Source organism: Pseudoduganella violacea (assembly GCF_014191875.1).
In the GTDB taxonomy this organism is placed as follows: Bacteria; Pseudomonadota; Gammaproteobacteria; order Burkholderiales; family Burkholderiaceae_D; genus Rugamonas; species Rugamonas violacea_A.
In genome coordinates this window covers 59,203-76,302 of record NZ_JACHXD010000007.1, presented here as the reverse complement: position 1 = coordinate 76,302, position 17,100 = coordinate 59,203, and the positions used below count along the sequence as shown (strand labels likewise).

Below are 17,100 nucleotides of genomic sequence, written 5' to 3'. Positions count from 1 at the left end.
GCAGCTTTTGATGTGGATTAAACCTGCCTGAAGAAGGTGCTTGCCAAAAGCACTGTTTTTTTATACAGTATCGCTTGTAGCGACACCAACCCACCGCGCGAAAGAAGATTATGGACGATAAAAAAGCTGTAGTACCGGCATCGGAAAAAGCCAAGGCGCTGGCCGCCGCGCTGGCCCAGATTGAGAAGCAGTTCGGCAAAGGCTCCGTGATGCGCATGGACGCCTCGGCACCGATCGAGGAAGTGCAGACCGTCTCCACCGGCTCCCTGGGCCTGGATATCGCGCTCGGCGTGGGTGGCCTGCCGCGCGGCCGCGTGGTGGAAATCTACGGTCCCGAATCGTCCGGTAAGACCACGCTGACCCTGCAGACCATCGCCGAAATGCAGAAAATCGGCGGCACCTGCGCCTTTATCGACGCCGAACACGCGCTGGACGTGGGGTATGCGCAGAAACTGGGCGTCAATCTGCACGAACTGCTGATCTCCCAGCCCGACACCGGCGAACAGGCGCTGGAAATCTGCGACGCCCTGGTGCGTTCCGGCAGTGTCGATATGGTGGTGGTGGACTCGGTGGCGGCCCTGACCCCGCGCGCCGAGATCGAAGGCGATATGGGCGACTCCCTGCCGGGCCTGCAGGCGCGCCTGATGTCGCAAGCGTTGCGCAAGCTGACCGGTTCGATCAACCGCACCAATACCCTGGTGATCTTCATCAACCAGATCCGCATGAAGATCGGCGTCATGTTCGGCAGCCCGGAAACGACGACCGGCGGCAATGCCTTGAAATTCTACGCCTCCGTGCGCCTGGACATCCGCCGCACCGGCTCGATCAAGTCGGGCGACGAAGTGATCGGCAACGAAACCAAGGTCAAAGTGGTCAAGAACAAGATCGCGCCGCCGTTCAAGGAAGCCCACTTCGACATCCTGTATGGCGAAGGCACCTCGCGCGAAGGCGAAATCATCGACCTCGGCGTGGAAGCGAAGATCGTCGAGAAGTCCGGCTCCTGGTACAGCTATAACGGCGAACGTATCGGCCAGGGCAAGGACAACGCCCGCGTCTACCTGAAAGAGCGTCCAGCGCTGGCGCGCGAGATCGAAAACAAGGTGCGCGCTTCGCTCGGCGTGCGCGAGTTGCCGCCGGCCAGCGACGATGACGGCGAAGCGCCGGCGCCGAAGCTGAAAGCCGTCGACTAAGACCGCGTCCGGTTTGAACCCGTCGCCACCGTCCCGCCGCGCGCGGCGCGGTGGCGATTGCATTTGGAGTACAGGAATATGCCCGCCCCGCCCATCAGCCTGAAAGCGCGCGCCCTGCGCCTGCTGTCCACGCGCGAGCACAGCCGTCTGGAACTGGCCCGCAAGCTGGCCCGCCACGCCGAAGACGGTGAAGAGGAAGTCGAAGCCCTGCTCAATTGGCTGGAACAGAATAAATGGCTGTCGCAGGAACGCTTTTCCGAATCCCTGATCCACCGCCGCGCCGCGCGCTACGGCAATAGCCGCATCGTGGCCGAGCTGCAAAGCCACGGCATCGACGGCGACGCCCTGCAGGAATTGAAAGCCGGCCTGGCCGAAGACGAAGTGGCGCGCTGTTGCGAGGTGTGGCGCCGCAAATTCGGCGCCGTGGCCGAGGACGCCGAAGGCCGCAGCAAGCAGATGCGTTTCCTGATCGGCCGCGGCTTTTCCCAGCGCGCCGTGAAAGCCGCCATGCGCGGCTACGACCCCGACGAAGAATAGGCGGCGGCCGGCCCGCCGCCGTCTTGATTTAGCCGCGGTCGAAACGGCGGCGGCCCGCCAGCACCAGCATGCCGGCGCCGAGCATCAGCCAGGTGGTCGGCTCCGGCACGGGGGCCAGGGAGACGCTGCTGCCCACGTAAAAGCCCAGGCTGGCTTCGATATCGTCATCCGTGTTATTGCTGGCCAGCAGGGAGAAGCCGCCGCTGGCCGATTCGCCGGCCGAGCCCGGCGCCAGGGACCAGCTCTTGTTGAAGCGCTCGCTGATCAGGCCCGGCATCGACAGGCTGTCGAAGCTCACGCCAAGCTGGGTCTGGCCGGGCAGATTGAAATAGCCAGGATTCTGGGTGGACAGCAGGGCGCTGTAGTCGCCGCTGATGCGCAGCGCCGTATGCGCCTTCAACAGCACGCGCACGGTCTGGCTGGCGTCGCCCGTCATAGACTGGCCATTCCAGCCCAGTTCCGGCGTGCCGGTGACGCTGCTTTTGAGCGTGCCCAGGCTGCCGCTGAGCTGGGCCTGCGCCTTCAAGCCGCCATGCGCGACCTGGAAGTTGACCGGGACGGGAAACTCGAACTGCTGACGGTTGGAGCTGCCGGCCGCTTGGCCATTCTCCAGCCATTGGCCGGCGACGGCTACCTGGGTGCTGCGGCTGCCCAACTGGTAGCCGGCGGCCACGCCGTCATTCGGCGTCAGGTCGATCACGCCCAGTTTGAGATTGCTGAGGCTGGCTTGCGCCGTGGTGCTGTGCGCGGCGCTGGCGCTGCTGGACAGGGTGAGGCTGGCGGTAGCCACCAGGATGGCGGCGAATGCTTGACGGTACATGAACACTCCTAAATGTGCGATGAGGAAAGAAAAGCTTATTTATTGCATCAATGAGTATTTAAATATGCAATATTGCACATCGTAGCGAAGCGCCGCGGCCGAAGCAATAGCTAGTTTCTGATACGCGCGTCACGGTCCGCCCCCGTCCATGTCGGCGCGGCAGGGGCCGGTGCCGTCCTGCTTCAGCCTACCGGCACTGCTTTTTTCGCGCAGGAATCATGCGTTGTGCTACACTTTTGGGGTTTTATGCAGCACCGCGGGTGCGGTGGGTTGTCCGTAGAAGCTGCGGCAACGTGCTTAACAGTACATCGCTGCTTACTAATTGCGCCGCGCGAGCGGCACCGTCTTATGTCCCTGTCAACTCCAGTCTCCCGACGTGAGCTCCGCCATACGCGCGCCATAGACATCCGAGCGTTCGCGCGCGACGATGGCCTGTGGGATCTTGACGCCCATATCACGGACATCAAAGTAAAGGACACCCTGTTGGCTTCCGGCCAGCGTCCGGGCGGCCAGCCGCTGCATGACCTGTGGCTGCGCATCACCGTGGACCACCAGCTCACCATCGTCGCCGCCGAAGCGGTATCGGACGCCGTGCCCTATCCCGGTTTCTGCAATACCATCGGCCCGGCATATGCGCAGCTGGTCGGCCTGAACCTGATGAAGGGCTTCCGCCAGGAGCTGAAGCAGCGGCTGGCAGGCATTGCCGGCTGTACCCATCTGACGGAACTGGCCCAGATCCTGCCCACGGCCGCCGTGCAAGCTTTTGCCAGCGATGTCTGGCCTACGCACGACACCGCCAGCGTCACTCCCCAAGCCAGCACCCAACCGTTCCAGCTCGACCGCTGCCACGCCCTGCGCACCGATGGCGGCGCCGTGGCGCAGTTTTATCCACGCTGGGCGGCCACGCCTGGGGCCGGTGTCTAGGTCCAGCCGCGCTGCATGAGCTGTCTATTTTTTTTGTAACATTAACCGTATTTCACATCAGTATCAGAAGAAGGGAAGCCAGCATGAAAATCCATGAGTATCAAGGCAAAGAGATCCTCCGAAAATTCGGAGTGACGGTTCCGCGCGGCATTCCGTGCATGTCCGTGGAAGAGGCAGTCAAAGCTGCTGAAACCCTGGGCGGCCCGGTGTGGGTAGTGAAGGCGCAGATCCATGCTGGCGGCCGCGGCAAAGGCGGCGGCGTGAAAGTGGCCAAGTCCATGGAACAAGTGAAGGAATACGCTGACCAGATCATGGGCATGCAGCTGGTGACCCACCAGACCGGTCCGGAAGGCCAGAAAGTGCGCCGCCTGATGATCGAAGAAGGCGCCGACATCAAGAAAGAACTGTACGTTTCCCTGGTGACCGACCGCGTCACCCAGCGCGTGGTGCTGATGGCCTCCTCCGAAGGCGGCATGGACATCGAAGAAGTCGCTGAAAAACACCCAGAACTGATCCACAACGTGGTGATCGATCCGGCCGTGGGCCTGACCGACGCCGACGCCGACGACGTGGCCGCCAAGATCGGCGTGCCAGCCGAATCGATCGCCGACGCGCGCGCCAACCTGCAAGGCCTGTACAAAGCCTACTGGGAAACCGACGCATCGCTGGCCGAGATCAACCCGCTGATCCTGACCGGTTCCGGCAAAGTGATCGCCCTGGACGCCAAGTTCAACTTCGACGCCAACGCCCTGTTCCGCCACCCTGAAATCGTCGCTTACCGCGATCTGGACGAAGAAGATCCAGCCGAAGTCGAAGCCTCGAAATTCGACCTGGCCTACATCTCCCTGGACGGCAATATCGGCTGCCTGGTGAACGGCGCCGGCCTGGCCATGGCGACCATGGACACCATCAAGCTGTTCGGCGGCGAGCCGGCCAACTTCCTGGACGTGGGCGGTGGCGCAACGGCCGAGAAAGTGACCGAAGCGTTTAAGATCATGCTGAAAAACCCAGAACTGAAAGCCATTCTGGTCAACATCTTCGGCGGCATCATGCGCTGCGACGTGATCGCCGAAGGCGTGATCACCGCTTCCAAAGCCGTGTCGCTGAACGTGCCGCTGGTGGTCCGCATGAAGGGCACCAACGAAGACCTGGGCAAGAAGATGCTGGCCGACTCCGGTCTGCCGATCATCGCCGCCGACACCATGGAAGACGCAGCCAAGAGCGTTGTTGCAGCCGCTGCCGGTAAATAATTAAGGAATCAACATGTCTATTCTGATCAATAAAGACACCAAAGTCATCACCCAGGGTATCACCGGCAAAACCGGCCAGTTCCACACCCGTATGTGCCGCGAATACGCGAACGGCAAAAACGCCTTCGTCGCTGGCGTGAACCCGAAGAAAGCTGGCGAAGACTTCGAAGGCATTCCTATCTACGCTTCCGTCAAAGAAGCCAAATCGGAAACCGGCGCGACCGTTTCCGTGATCTACGTCCCACCAGCAGGCGCGGCCGCCGCGATCTGGGAAGCCGTGGAAGCCGAGCTGGACCTGGCGATTTGCATCACCGAAGGCATTCCAGTGCGCGACATGATGGAAGTCAAAGACCGCATGGCCAAAGCCGGTTCCAAAACCCTGCTGCTGGGCCCGAACTGCCCAGGCCTGATCACCCCTGACGAAATCAAGATCGGCATCATGCCAGGCCACATCCACCGTAAAGGCCGCATCGGCGTGGTGTCCCGTTCGGGCACCCTGACCTATGAAGCCGTGGCGCAGCTGACCGCGCTGGGCCTGGGCCAATCCTCGGCCGTGGGCATCGGCGGCGACCCGATCAACGGTCTGAAGCACATCGACGTGATGAAAGCCTTCAACGACGATCCGGACACCGACGCGGTCATCATGATCGGCGAAATCGGCGGTCCTGACGAAGCCAATGCGGCCCGTTGGATCAAGGACAATATGAAGAAACCAGTGGTCGGCTTCATCGCCGGCGTCACCGCTCCTCCGGGCAAGCGCATGGGCCACGCCGGCGCGCTGATCTCCGGCGGCGCCGACACCGCGCAAGCCAAACTGGAAATCATGGAAGCCTGCGGCATCACCGTGACCAAAAACCCGTCCGAAATGGCGCGTCTGCTGAAAGCAATGCTGTAATATTGCCTGCTTTGCAGTAATAATAGCGGGGAGCTTCGGCTCCCCGTTTTTATTTTCCGGAGGCGGATTTGGCGAAGATTATCGTGTCGCGGGACGGCGTGGTGGAACAGCAGATCCAGCTCAGCAAGGAGAGCATGAGCGTGGGCCGCCATCGCCACAACGATATTGTGCTCAACCACCCGGCCGTCAGCGGCCAGCACGCCCTGATCACCACCATCCTCGACGATTCCTTCCTGGAAGACTTGCACAGCACCAATGGCACCTTCGTCAACGGCCACCGCATCGGCAAGCATTTCCTGCAGCACAAAGACCTGATCAAGCTGGCCAAGTACCAGATCGAATTCCTGGCCGACGGCATCCGGCCGCTGGCCGCCGCCCAGGCCGCCAGCCGACCCGCGGCCACCGTGTCGCCCCCGGCCGAAGGCCCGCCCGCCCGCATCGAAGTCTTAAACGGCAGCAATATGGGCAAACAGCTCACCCTGCTCAAAACCCTGACCTCGCTCGGCCGGCCCGGCGTGCAGGTGGTGGTCATCGCCCGCGCGGCGGGCGGCTACACCATTTCCCACGTCGAAGGTCTGGCCGCCCCCCTGCTCAACGGCACCCCGCTCGGCCGCGCCGCCCAGCGCCTGCTGCCCGACGACGTCATCGACCTCGGCGGCACCCTGATGGCCTTCCGCCTGCCCTGACAAAAATCGTCAGCTGACGCTTTTTGGCGGGCCGGGCTGACAAAAAACGGCAAGCTAGCATACTGAAACTGACAATTCCTGCGCCTGGAGGGCCGGATTTCGTCACTCCGACGGCAAAAACGGGCTGGCACGGCGATTGCACTATGTCCTGTGTCTCACCCAATTTCTAGTTTTTTACCTGAGGAGCAGCAAAATGAAATCCATGAAAATGATGAAGCAACAAGCTCAAGCCGGCTTCACCCTGATCGAACTGATGATCGTCGTTGCCATCATCGGTATTCTGGCTGCGGTGGCCATTCCTGCGTACAGCGACTACACCGCCAAAGCCAAGACCGCCAATGCGATTTCCGCCGCCGACTCGCTGAAAACGGCGGTTGCCCTGTGCGCCCAGGAAAATGGCGGCGACCTGACCAAGTGCGATAGCGACAGCAATGGCGTGCCGAAGGATTCCGACTTCAAAGCCACCAAGGAAGTTGCTTCCGCCGCCGTGGCCGATGGCGTGATCACCCTGACCCTGGCCACCGGCATCGCCACCGACGTCGACGGCAAAACCATCACCTTCACCCCGACGCTGACGGCCAACAACAGCACCATGACCTGGAAGACCGAAACGACGTCCACCAACAAGGCAGTCAAAGCCGCGGTTGAGAAAAACAATATCTGATCTGGCTTAGCTGGATAGAGAAAACCGGGCTGCGGCCCGGTTTTTTTCGTTCAAACGATTTTTTGGCGGTCGGCGATCAGCGCCTCGTAGGTCAGGTTTTGCAGCATGGTGTAATGCACCGGATCGAGATCGACGAATTGCACGCCATAGCTGAACACTTCCTCCGCCGCGCTGACCGGCTTCAACACCGTCATATTGCGGATCAGCGCCCTGGCGCCGATGCGCACCTGGCGCTGGCCCGGTTGGCTGAGCAGCGTAAACGTCAGGTCGACCACGCCCTCGTCCTGGTGCAGCTTGCGTTTCGACTCGATCAGCGCGCCCGAGACGCTCAGATTGACGAGGAAGACCGACAGCGAGCTGCCGTCGTCGCAACCCACCTGGGCCGGAATATCGACCTTGACCCGCATCGCCGCGCGCAAGCTGGTGCCCTGGATATTGCGCGGGAAGGAAAGGTGGGCATAGAACAGCGGGCGGCCAAAGACGCGCTCGACGGTGCAGGGGAAGGCGCACACATTCACGCCGGAAAACACGCGGATGGTGAGCTTGTCGTTTTCATGCAGGGCGATCGGACCGCCGTTTTCGAACGGCACTTTGACGATCAGGTATTCATCCTTGAGCCAGCCGATGATGGTGGAAAAATGCTGGACCGGCTTGATGCTGCGGTGGGTGATGAACTGGATACGTCCGCCCACCTGCAGATTCATCTGCTCGAACTCATATCCCTGCGTTTTCGCCTCGCCCGCCGCTGCCCCATCGCTCACTGGATTGCCTTTTTTGAATGGCCGATCCGCCGATTATAAGGCTTTGACAACATTTTTGTCACTGTGGCAAGTAACCAACGCTCACCGGCAAGCGGCCTATCCTTTTTTACCCGGCATTCCTTTCAGGGCGGTTGCCAGCGCATCGCCCACGGCCTTGACCATTTCCACCCCAGGCCAGGGTAGGGAATTGTCGGCTTCCTTGCTGATTTGGCCTTTACTGATCCCTTCCACCGATAAGGAGTAAGCCGCGCGCAGCAGGGAAATGGCAAGTATGGCAATCGCAATGACCAATACGCTCACCACCGCGACCACCGAATTGCCGATTGAGGAAATATCGACGCTGATGGCGGCATGCAGTTGCGTCGGATTGCTGGCTTTGCTTGTCGCGTTGTCGGCAGCTGGCTTATCTGTAGTACTGGTGCTTGCCTGGCCAGCCGGGGGCGTGGCGACCAGCTCTTTCAGATTAACGGCGGGCGTGGCTTTATCGATCTGCTTTGTAAATGAATGGAGAGTGCATCCCAAGGCAATAATCAGGCTAATCAGCGTTACGACGAGAGCAAAGGTGGCAGCATTGCGCAGCCAGTAAATGTTCTTAATTTGCTTATGGAAGAAATCAACGCCGCTTGCGGTTTGTCGATCCAGATGATCACCGCCGGCGAGATCTTCCGTGGGATGCAGACGTCGCCCAGATGCGTCTGCGCTGCCAGCGAAATCAGATGCGCCACCGGTTGCGGGATCGCTATTAGTCGACCACGGATCCGGCGGCGGATGGTTCATAGGCTCAGACTCAGATTACTCAGGCGGTGCCCCATGGCGACCTTGGAAACCACGAAGATATTGGCGAGCTCGTCTAAGGAATTCGAACCTGCCAGCGCCATCGCCTTAACCACATACGCAGGCATCAGTAATTCGGCGGCAAATTTATTGGCCTGTTGTTCGATAGGGCTACTATTTTTCGAGCCAAAGCTGTCCGGATAATCGCGTGGGGCGTCTTGATGGCCCAATACATAATGGCCTAGTTCATGGGCGACCGTGAAGCGCCGTCTGACCAGCGAATCATTGACATTGTATTCAATGGTCGGCTTGCCGTTGCGCATCGAAAAATATCCGCTGAAATTGTAGCCTTCATCGCCGGCGCCACCTCTGCCCACCATCGCCATCTGCATGCGTTCGGCAATTTGTTCAGGGCGGATGGGCAGACGCCCGTCCCAATACTGTTCCAGGATTTCTTTTGCCGCCTCGCTGCCGGTGCGAGGGCGAACCATGGTTACCGCCATCTCAAAATCTCCGTCGTGCGAGCCAAAATCCAATATTGCAAATCATACTAAAGACAAGCTAAAGCCGTAGTAATAAATTTGCACTGTTTGTATATACAGTATAACAGCCGCTAAGGATTTGGCAATCAAGCCGACCAATCGCCCGACTTGCCCCCGTGTTTTTCGCGCACGCGGATCTCGCCCATGACCATGCCCTTGTCCACCGCCTTGCACATATCGTAGACCGTGAGCAGGCCGACCTGCACGGCCGTCAGCGCTTCCATCTCGACCCCGGTCTTGCCATAGGTTTCGACCTGGGCGCGGCAGTGCACGCTGGAAGCGGCTGCATCGGTTTCGAAATCGACCGTGACGCGGGTCAGGGCCAGCGGGTGGCACAGCGGCACCAGGTCGCTGGTCTTTTTCGCGCCCATGATGGCGGCGATGCGGGCGATGCCCAGCACATCCCCCTTTTTGGCCGTTCCCGCTAGAATAATGGCAAGGGTTTCCGCTTTCATGCGGATACTGCCGGTCGCCACGGCGATGCGGTGGGTTTCCTGTTTGGCGCCAACGTCCACCATATGTGCTTGGCCGGATGCGTCGAAGTGGGTGAGCTGGTCGGGATTCTGGTCGTTCATCGCGCAAAAAAAGCAAAGGCCGCTTGCGGCCGGGTCTTAAGAATGTACAGGTATGATAGCACCGTGAATGCAAACCGTTTCCCCCTCCGCCTGCTGAGTTCTCTCGCCGCCTCCCTGTTGCTCGCCTTCCCGCTGGCGACGGCGCAGACCCAATTGCCCGCCTCCAAAACGCCGAACCTGCCCAATCTGGGCGAGGCCGCCAGCGAAGATCTGTCGCCGGTGATGGAGCGCAAGCTGGGCGAGGAAATCATGCGCGACATCCGCCGCGACCACGACTATCTGGACGATCCGCCCATCCTCGAGTACCTGAATAATCTGGGCAATATCCTGGTGACGGCGCGCCCCGGCGCGCGCGGCGACGCCAATTTCAATTACAGCTTCTTCGCCGTGCGCGATCCGATGCTGAACGCCTTCGCGCTGCCGGGCGGCTTTATCGCCGTGCACTCGGCCCTGCTGCTGGCGGCGCAGTCGGAGTCCGAGCTGGCCTCGGTGCTGTCGCACGAGATCGGCCACGTGGCGCAGCGCCATATCGCGCGCCAGCTGGGCCAGCAGCGCCAGGATTCGCTGATTCCGCTGGCGGCCATGATCCTGGCGGCGCTGGCGGCCAAGTCCAGCGGCGACGCGGCCATGGGCGTGTTTACGGCGGGACAGGGCTTGGCCATCCAGCGCCAGCTCAATTTCGGCCGCGACGCCGAGCGTGAGGCCGATCGCGTCGGTTTCCAGATCATGGGCGAAGCCGGTTTCGATACCAGCGGCATGGTGGCCTTCTTCCAGCGCATGCAGGCGGCCACGCGCAATTACAGCGACCTGCTGCCAGCCTATCTGCTGACGCACCCTTTGACCACCGAGCGCATCGCCGACATCCAGGCCCGCATCCGCGAGCAGCCGTACAAGCAGCGCCTGGACAACCTCGATTTCTTCCTGGTGCGTTCGCGCGCCCGCGTGCTGCAGGACGAGAGCACCAAGGGCCTGGCCGAAGCCACGGCCTTCTTCGAAAACCAGACCGAGCAGCAAAGCCGGCAGCAGATCGCGGCCGGCCAGTACGGCCTGGCCATGGTGGCGCTGAAAAAACGCGACTTTGCCGCCGCCCAGAAATGGCTCGACAAATGTCGCGCCACCATCGACCGTCCACCGGCGGCGGGCGCTTTCAGTTCACCGGTGCCGAAAGGGCAGACGGCCACCGTGCTGGCCTATCTCTCGCTGGAAATCAAGCTGGAGCAGGAAGACAAGCCGGCCGTCATCCAGCAAGCCTTGCAGGAAGCGGACGCGGCCCATGTGCGCTTCCCGCTGTCGCGCGGCATCGTCTACCAGTATGCCGACGCGCTGATCAAGTCCGGCAAGCTGGAGGACGCGGCGCGCTTCCTGCGCGACCAGGTGCAGCAATACCGCGAAGAACCGGAGCTGTACGACCTGCTGGCGCAAGCCTATTCCAAGCAGGGCAAGATGTCGCTGCAGCATATCGCGCTGGCCGAATCGTATGTGCTGCAAGGCGGCACCATGGCCGCCCTCGACCAGTTGGTGCTGGCGCGCAAGGCCAGCGACGCCTCCTTCTACGACCAGGCCGTGATCGATGCGCGCGAGCGCGAGTTGCAGGCGCGCCGGCGCGAAGCGATGGGCGAGAAGAAAAAGGATTAATCGGGCGCCGGCAGGCGCACGAAACCGAGGCGGCGCGGCACGTCGTCGTGCGCCAGCAGTTCGACCTTGAGGCGGCGCTCGCCGATGTCCAGGGTCAGGTGGCCGGCGCCGGCATGCTTGGCGTCGAGCCAGGCCAGCAGGGCATCGTCGCTGGCCGCTTCGCCGTCCAGGCGCAGGCGTTCCAGCACTTCGGCTGTGTCGCGGTCGTCGAGCTGGGCCACGTTATGGCCGCTGCGCAGGATCAGTTCGCCGCGCTCGGTGAGCCAGGCGCCATCGACCGGGCCCAGCGGATCGCCGGTATGCAGCACAAAGCCTTGTACCGGGTCGGTGTGGGCGATGAAGGGCGTCGCTTCCAGATTCAGGTAGACGCGCTGCGGCCCGTTCTGGAAATACCAGCAGCCGCGCTCGTCGCGCAGATAATTGCGCACGATAAACCCCACCAGGGCCGGGTTGCTCAGCTTGTCGCCGGCCAAGTTCAGGTGCTGGGCGCGCTCGTCGCGCATGCGCCAGTGGCCGCGCGCATCGAGCGCTAGCCAGCCATAGCAGTGGGGAACATTCGGCCATTTGGCCATCGCCTGTCGAACAATTTCATCCATGCCTTATGCCTCGCAAACGGAATCCGTGTGCGGCGCGCGGGTCGCGGCGCCGTCATGCAGGAAGTGTAACAGGCGGCGCGGCAGCCAGCCCAGGCTGCCCGGCAGGCGGCCGCTGGCAAAGCCCACATGGCCGCCCTCGGCCGGATAGTCGAGCAGCACCCGCGCCGCCGCCCGCCGCGGCAAATGGATGCCGGGCAGGAAGGGATCGTTTTGCGCATTCAGTACCAGGGTCGGCACGGTGATATCGCCAAGCACATGGCGCGCGCTGGCGCGGTGCCAGTAATCGTCGGTATCGCGGTAGCCGTGCAGCGGCGCCGTCACCACGTTGTCGAACGCATATAAGTCTTGGGCGCCACGCAGCGCCTGCACGTCGAACAGGCCGGGGAAGTGCGCCAGCTTGGCTTCGCACTTGGGTTTCAGCGTTTGCAGGAACATGCGCGTGTACAGCCGGTTGAGGCCGTTTGATAGCGCCTTGCCGCCGGCCGCCAGGTCGAGCGGGGCCGAGACGGCGCAGGCGGCGTCGATCAGCTCGGCCTGGTGCTGGGATTCGCCCAGCCAGCGCAGCAGCACATTGCCGCCCAGCGAAACCCCGGTGGCGTAAAACTTGCCCGTGGCGCGCTGGTGCAGGCGGCGGATGATCCAGTCGGCCTCGGCCGAATCGCCGGAATGGTAGAAGCGCGGCGCGCGGTTGGCTTCGCCCGAGCAGCCGCGGAAATGCGGCACGGCGCCCGACCAGCCGCGCGCGGCGACTTCGGCCATCATGGCGCGCGCGTAATGGCTGGCCGAGGAGCCTTCGAGGCCGTGGAACATCAGCACGAAGGGTTGGTCCGGCGCGCCGTCGACGAAATCGACGTCGATGAAATCGCCGTCCGGTGTGTCCCAGCGCTCGCGCCGCAGATGCACGGCCGGCTTCGGCAGACACAGCGCCGGATAAATGGTTTGCAGGTGGCCGTTAGGCAGCCAGCGGGGGGCGAGATAGTCCATGGCGCACACGGCGGCAATAAGCCGGCGCGGCGGCCGGCGGCGAGGATTCAGTGCAGGATCTGGGCATGCGGCTCATTCGGCACGGGGCCCGGCGCGACAGACACATGGTGCAGCACCATGCGCCAGCCCTTGGGCGTCTTGGCGTAGACATTGGTGGCCAGCAGGTGGGCCGGCTCGCCGCTGGCGGCGGTGACGCCCTCGACCACGGTGTGCACCGAACTCATCAAAGTATGGGTTTCGTGCAGCTGCGAGGGCAGGATGTGCAGGCCGCCCTGTTCCAGGATCATGGTCCAGGATTCGCGGATGGCGCGGTGGCCGATCAGGCGCGCGCCGCCCGGATGGATGCAGACGATTTCGTCCTCGTCGGACCAGAGGGCCATCAGGGCCTCGATATCGGCCCGGTTCAATGCATCGTAGAAAGCGGCCTCAACCTCGGCAGCGCTGCCGTTCAACTGCTTCTTTTTCATGCAAGCTCCAGGCCGCAAGGCCGGCCGTGTTTTAGTGGTGGGAAACGACGGTGCCCGGTTTCAGGCGGTATTCCGTACCGCAGTAAGGGCATTTGGCGGCGCCATCCTTGAATTCCAGGAACACGCGCGGGTGCGAGGACCACAGCGGCATGGCCGGGTTAGGGCAGTGGGCCGGCAGGTCTTTGCCTTCGAGTTCGACTGGCTGGGTGGCGTTGCTCATCGTATTGTGCTCCGGGAGATCAAAAACCACGATTTTAACGGATCTGCGCAGCAAGCAGAATTCATCGGTAAAATGATGGCTTCCCCAATGCAATCGCCCACACCGATAGATTTTGATGTGTGGCCTGAAAACCACATGAGTGAGCCCTTGTCCGAACCCCGTCCGCCCGTCAATTTGCCGCACGTAGATGCCGACGCCCACCATGAAGCCTCGTGGCGGGAAGGCTTGAAAACCGGCACGCCGACGCTCTTCGGCATCGCCGCCTGGGGCCTGGTGGTTGGCATCGCCATGGTCAAGACCGGCCTGACGGTGCCGCAAGCGCTGGGCATGACCCTGCTGGTCTTCGCCGGCTCGGCCCAATTGGCTTCGCTGCCCCTGATCGCGGCGAACGCGCCGATCTGGGTGATTTTCGCCACCGCCCTGGTGGTCAACCTGCGTTTCGTGATCTTTTCGGCCTTGCTGGCCCCGCATTTCTCGCACCTGCCCTGGCGCCAGCGCGTCGCGCTCGGCTATGTTTCGGGCGATATGACGGTCGCCATCTTCCTGCAGAAATACCCGAACGAAAAGCCGCAGCTGGGCAAGCTGTCCTATCTGAAAGGCTTGCTGTATCCGAACTGGGCGGCCTGGCAGGTCGGCTCCATCGCCGGCATCTTCCTCGGCAGCGCCGTACCGAGCGAATGGGGGCTGGGCTTTGCCGGCACGCTGGCGATCATCTGCATCACCGTGCCCATGGTGGCCAACCGGCCCACCCTGGTCGGCGTGCTGGTGGCCGGCGTGGTGGCGGTGGCCGCCGCCGGTCTGCCTTACAAACTGGGCCTGCTGGCCGCCGTGGTGGTCGGCATGGTCGCCGCCATGGCTGCGGAAGAAATGCTGGCCAACCGCAAACTCAAAGGAAAGTAAGCATGTCTGATTGGGAAATCTGGGCCACCATCGGCGTGCTGGTCCTGGCCACCGCCGCCACCCGCAGCTCCTTCTGGCTGGTGGGCCACCACATCACGATCCCGCGCCGCGTGCACGATATGCTGCGCTACGCCCCGGCCTGCGCGCTGGCGGCCATCATCGCGCCCGACCTGCTGCTGAACGAAGGCCAGCTCCAGCTGGAACTGGGCAATCTCAAGCTGCTGGCCGGCATCGCGGCCATCGTCTACTACCTGCTGCGCCGGAATATGCTGGAAACCATCGTCTTCGGCATGGTGTTTTTCACCGGTCTGCGCCTCTTACATGTGTTCTGAGATAGCCGCAGGCTGCGGTTGTTTCCGTTTGGTATCAATCAATACCGTCGGCTTCAATGGTGGCTAAAGTAAAGTTTCCTTACGAAAAGGGAGACCATGATGGCCCGTGCCGTGATTTGCAAAGGCGATCCCACCTCGCACGGTGGTGAGGTTCTTGAGGGCAATGAGACAGCCACGATAGACGGTCGTCCGATTGCGTTGCAGGGCCATCGCACCTATTGTCCCTTGTGCAAGGGGTATTTTCCTATCAGTGACGGGCTGGATTTTCACAGCTTCGGTGGCATCGGCACGGCGGTGGAAGGCATGAAAACGGCCTGCGGTGCGCTCTTGATCGCTACCCAGCACTATATGACGGTGGAGGATTCAGTCGGCGTCGGCGAAAGCGCACCTGACGATGCTGGCGCAGAGGGCGATGCCCGTGTCGCGGCAGATGCGCTTGCCGTTGCAGAGAACGGTTCAAGAAAGCTGCGGGCTGGGACTATTTCCCAAACGAATAGCAGTGCCGATCTGCGAAATATGGTTTACAAGAACCTGCCCACGGGAACCCGGCTCTTGGTGCAAGCGCAGGAGTCGCCCACGGCGGGGGCGGGAAATACGGCGAACCAACCGCAAAATCAACGGACTGAATTGGATCCTGCCGAGGTAAGAATAGAGCAAGATCGCGCAAGCATTCGCCGCATCTTTCGTGCTGAAGGCTTACCGGTGGCTGAAGAGTACACCGCAGGAGTGCGGCTTCTGCGTTCGTACGGCTATCGCGCAGGCGCATTGGAGACTGAGCTGGCAGACCGGCATTTGACAATTGACCAGCAAGCAGCTTGCTTACGAGGAAATACCTTGGACGCCATTGAGTTTGCTCGCGTTTCGGCCGCCGCGATGGCTGATGCGCCGCTGGACGAACTGCGCGAGCGTTCGGCATTGTTTGCCCAGCAAGAGGGGGGGCAGATCACCCGTGTGATCAATGGGGTCAATAGAACGGTCGTTTTTCAGTTTGATGCTACAGCTGCGACTTTGGCCAATGGCATTGGTGTTGGCTTCGAGGAAGCGAGGGGGAAAACCAATTGGGAGGTCTACCACGGGGCAGTCGATGCAGCTTTTGAAACCGAGGGAGTGGTGTCGATGCGTTTTAATGGTTTATGGCGCCCCAGCTACGACTTCTTCACATCATATTATGCCAACAGCCAGAGTCCTGCTTTCTCGGGCATGACAATTGCTCAACGTGCTGCGGCACGCAATCGAGTGACAACTCTGGCGGGTATCACAGCCGGTTCCCGGTGGAGTTCCCAGCACACGAGAGGCCGAGCTATCGATATCGACAGGTTAAATGGAGCGGTAATCAATAATGGCGCGACTGCCGATAGTCGCGTAATCCGGGCGCGGGAGCCGGCGATAATGGCAAATTTCACGGAGAGTCTCTGGGCGACCGATGCGCGCTCCCTGCTGACTCCATGGCGAATCTATCCTGGTCGTGCCCCGGCAGTCTTTAATGCGAATATCGCTGAGCCTGGGGATCAGTATAATCACAGGAATCATATTCACTACGGTCAATGATAAATAACCCGTGCGCTTCTTTTTTGGTAGTGTTGCTTCTGGCAATGTTGGGGGGCAGACCGGCTGCCGCAGCAGAGCATTTCCAGCAATGCCTGAAGCATGACGCCAAGGATTGTTTTTTCTTTTTCAGCACACAGAATGATGCCGCCGTGCGTGATGCACCGGGGCAAGAGGCGGCAATTCGGTGGCGCGCGGGCACGGGAATGGCGCTGCGAATCGATTGGGCGCGCACCCGTTCGCGACATGAAAACGGCTGGGCATATATCGACAATGGGTATGAAGAAAAAGGTTGGATTCAGTCTGCAGCCCTTGTCGGCTATGGTGATTTTCGAAAAGTAAGCAAATGCTGGCCGATAAAAGTGCTGGAGGACGATAATGAGCTTGCCGGCGACTTCATGTTTTCCGCAGTCTTTACGGAAAATGGCGCGGGACGACTTACCAGCGAAGGGGGCGCATTGGTGCATGCCTGGTATGCGCCGAATCTGGTCCTGCTGCGAAAAAATAAGAAGCTAAGCGGGTATGTTTATGCCTTCGACCGAGCGACAAATACGGTCAAGCATCCTCTGCACGGCTACACATTGCGCAGGACATTGGTGTCCGGGCGCGCCGGTACATGTTCGTCCGGCTTCGGCGTCCAATAGCCGGTGGGCGGCCTGGAAAATCGATCCAGCCGTACTCTTTCCGTTGCTTAGGTCAATGAAGATAGCGACACTGCTGCGCTTAAATTGATGGCTTAAGGCAACACGAGAGAAGCATGACTCTGTCATAACCGTGTCGTTGCTGACCCGCACGGGAAGCCA

Annotated in this window: 21 protein-coding genes; 12 read left to right on the top strand and 9 right to left on the bottom strand. The window is 61.3% G+C overall.

Annotated features, from left to right (window positions below):
* Positions 1-110 precede the first annotated feature (110 nt).
* Both recA and recX read left to right on the top strand, forming a co-directional pair.
* Positions 111-1,190 (top strand): recombinase RecA, encoded by a 1,080-nt coding sequence (gene recA, locus FHS03_RS13835; protein WP_183441546.1) that lies wholly within the window; start codon positions 111-113, stop codon positions 1,188-1,190.
* A gap of 78 nt (positions 1,191-1,268) precedes the next feature.
* Positions 1,269-1,727 carry a recombination regulator RecX gene (recX, locus tag FHS03_RS13830; protein WP_183441545.1) on the top strand — a complete coding sequence of 153 codons (459 nt, stop codon included), beginning with the start codon at positions 1,269-1,271 and terminating at the stop codon, positions 1,725-1,727.
* Between the two features lie 28 nt (positions 1,728-1,755).
* Here the strand turns inward: recX and FHS03_RS13825 are convergent, their stop codons facing one another.
* Entirely contained in the window at positions 1,756-2,547 is a 792-nt protein-coding gene (locus tag FHS03_RS13825) for a PEP-CTERM sorting domain-containing protein (protein ID WP_183441544.1), read from the bottom strand.
* A 348-nt stretch (positions 2,548-2,895) separates the two neighbouring features.
* Here FHS03_RS13825 and FHS03_RS13820 point away from each other — a divergent pair, with 348 nt between their 5' ends.
* From FHS03_RS13820 to FHS03_RS13800, 5 genes are all read left to right on the top strand, one after another.
* Positions 2,896-3,471, top strand: a complete 576-nt coding sequence (locus FHS03_RS13820) for a DUF2889 domain-containing protein (protein ID WP_183441543.1) — start codon at positions 2,896-2,898, stop codon at positions 3,469-3,471.
* Between the two features lie 83 nt (positions 3,472-3,554).
* Positions 3,555-4,721, top strand: a complete 1,167-nt coding sequence (gene sucC, locus FHS03_RS13815) for an ADP-forming succinate--CoA ligase subunit beta (protein ID WP_050411354.1) — start codon at positions 3,555-3,557, stop codon at positions 4,719-4,721.
* Positions 4,722-4,734: 13 nt separating this feature from the next.
* The gene (gene sucD / locus FHS03_RS13810) at positions 4,735-5,616 is read left to right on the top strand and encodes a succinate--CoA ligase subunit alpha (protein WP_050411356.1); all 882 of its coding nucleotides are present in this window, start codon (positions 4,735-4,737) and stop codon (positions 5,614-5,616) included.
* 68 nt (positions 5,617-5,684) lie between these two features.
* A complete protein-coding gene (locus FHS03_RS13805) occupies positions 5,685-6,302 on the top strand; it encodes an FHA domain-containing protein (protein ID WP_183441542.1) in 618 nt (205 codons plus the stop codon).
* 193 nt (positions 6,303-6,495) lie between these two features.
* Complete coding sequence (locus FHS03_RS13800) at positions 6,496-6,966, top strand: pilin (RefSeq protein WP_050411360.1); 471 nt, start codon at positions 6,496-6,498, stop codon at positions 6,964-6,966.
* Between the two features lie 50 nt (positions 6,967-7,016).
* On the opposite strand, the gene FHS03_RS13795 is transcribed toward FHS03_RS13800, so the two are convergent.
* The 4 genes from FHS03_RS13795 to moaC form a co-directional block, all read right to left on the bottom strand.
* Positions 7,017-7,727 (bottom strand): flagellar brake protein, encoded by a 711-nt coding sequence (locus FHS03_RS13795; protein WP_371871684.1) that lies wholly within the window; start codon positions 7,725-7,727, stop codon positions 7,017-7,019.
* Between the two features lie 96 nt (positions 7,728-7,823).
* Positions 7,824-8,504 (bottom strand): hypothetical protein, encoded by a 681-nt coding sequence (locus FHS03_RS13790; protein WP_183441541.1) that lies wholly within the window; start codon positions 8,502-8,504, stop codon positions 7,824-7,826.
* On the bottom strand, positions 8,501-9,004 hold the full coding sequence (locus FHS03_RS13785; protein ID WP_183441540.1) for an ImmA/IrrE family metallo-endopeptidase: 504 nt from the start codon (positions 9,002-9,004) through the stop codon (positions 8,501-8,503). The genes FHS03_RS13790 and FHS03_RS13785 overlap by 4 nt, the downstream gene beginning before the upstream one ends.
* Positions 9,005-9,129: 125 nt before the next feature.
* Positions 9,130-9,618 (bottom strand): cyclic pyranopterin monophosphate synthase MoaC, encoded by a 489-nt coding sequence (gene moaC, locus FHS03_RS13780; RefSeq protein ID WP_183441539.1) that lies wholly within the window; start codon positions 9,616-9,618, stop codon positions 9,130-9,132.
* Between the two features lie 63 nt (positions 9,619-9,681).
* Here moaC and FHS03_RS13775 point away from each other — a divergent pair, with 63 nt between their 5' ends.
* Positions 9,682-11,253, top strand: coding sequence for a beta-barrel assembly-enhancing protease (locus FHS03_RS13775; protein ID WP_371871683.1), 1,572 nt, complete (start codon positions 9,682-9,684; stop codon positions 11,251-11,253).
* Here FHS03_RS13775 and FHS03_RS13770 read toward each other — a convergent pair.
* The 4 genes from FHS03_RS13770 to FHS03_RS13755 are packed head-to-tail and all read right to left on the bottom strand — an operon-like array spanning position 11,250 to position 13,520.
* The gene (locus tag FHS03_RS13770; RefSeq protein WP_183441537.1) at positions 11,250-11,849 is read right to left on the bottom strand and encodes a DUF2946 family protein; all 600 of its coding nucleotides are present in this window, start codon (positions 11,847-11,849) and stop codon (positions 11,250-11,252) included. The genes FHS03_RS13775 and FHS03_RS13770 overlap by 4 nt on opposite strands.
* Positions 11,850-11,852: 3 nt before the next feature.
* A complete protein-coding gene (locus FHS03_RS13765) occupies positions 11,853-12,833 on the bottom strand; it encodes a YheT family hydrolase (RefSeq protein ID WP_183441536.1) in 981 nt (326 codons plus the stop codon).
* Between the two features lie 47 nt (positions 12,834-12,880).
* The gene (locus FHS03_RS13760) at positions 12,881-13,300 is read right to left on the bottom strand and encodes a YybH family protein (RefSeq protein WP_183441535.1); all 420 of its coding nucleotides are present in this window, start codon (positions 13,298-13,300) and stop codon (positions 12,881-12,883) included.
* Between the two features lie 31 nt (positions 13,301-13,331).
* Positions 13,332-13,520 (bottom strand): zinc-finger domain-containing protein, encoded by a 189-nt coding sequence (locus FHS03_RS13755; protein WP_050411375.1) that lies wholly within the window; start codon positions 13,518-13,520, stop codon positions 13,332-13,334.
* A 135-nt stretch (positions 13,521-13,655) separates the two neighbouring features.
* Here FHS03_RS13755 and FHS03_RS13750 point away from each other — a divergent pair, with 135 nt between their 5' ends.
* The 4 genes from FHS03_RS13750 (at position 13,656) to FHS03_RS13735 (ending at position 16,941) form a co-directional block, all read left to right on the top strand.
* Positions 13,656-14,420, top strand: coding sequence for an AzlC family ABC transporter permease (locus FHS03_RS13750; protein ID WP_183441534.1), 765 nt, complete (start codon positions 13,656-13,658; stop codon positions 14,418-14,420).
* A 2-nt stretch (positions 14,421-14,422) separates the two neighbouring features.
* Positions 14,423-14,752: an AzlD domain-containing protein gene (locus FHS03_RS13745; protein WP_183441533.1), complete on the top strand. Its 330-nt coding sequence runs from the start codon at positions 14,423-14,425 to the stop codon at positions 14,750-14,752.
* 96 nt (positions 14,753-14,848) lie between these two features.
* Positions 14,849-16,300, top strand: coding sequence for a PAAR domain-containing protein (locus FHS03_RS13740; RefSeq protein ID WP_229426210.1), 1,452 nt, complete (start codon positions 14,849-14,851; stop codon positions 16,298-16,300).
* A complete protein-coding gene (locus tag FHS03_RS13735; RefSeq protein ID WP_183441532.1) occupies positions 16,297-16,941 on the top strand; it encodes an LSm family protein in 645 nt (214 codons plus the stop codon). Before FHS03_RS13740 ends, FHS03_RS13735 begins: the two co-directional genes overlap by 4 nt.
* Positions 16,942-17,100: the final 159 nt, after the last annotated feature.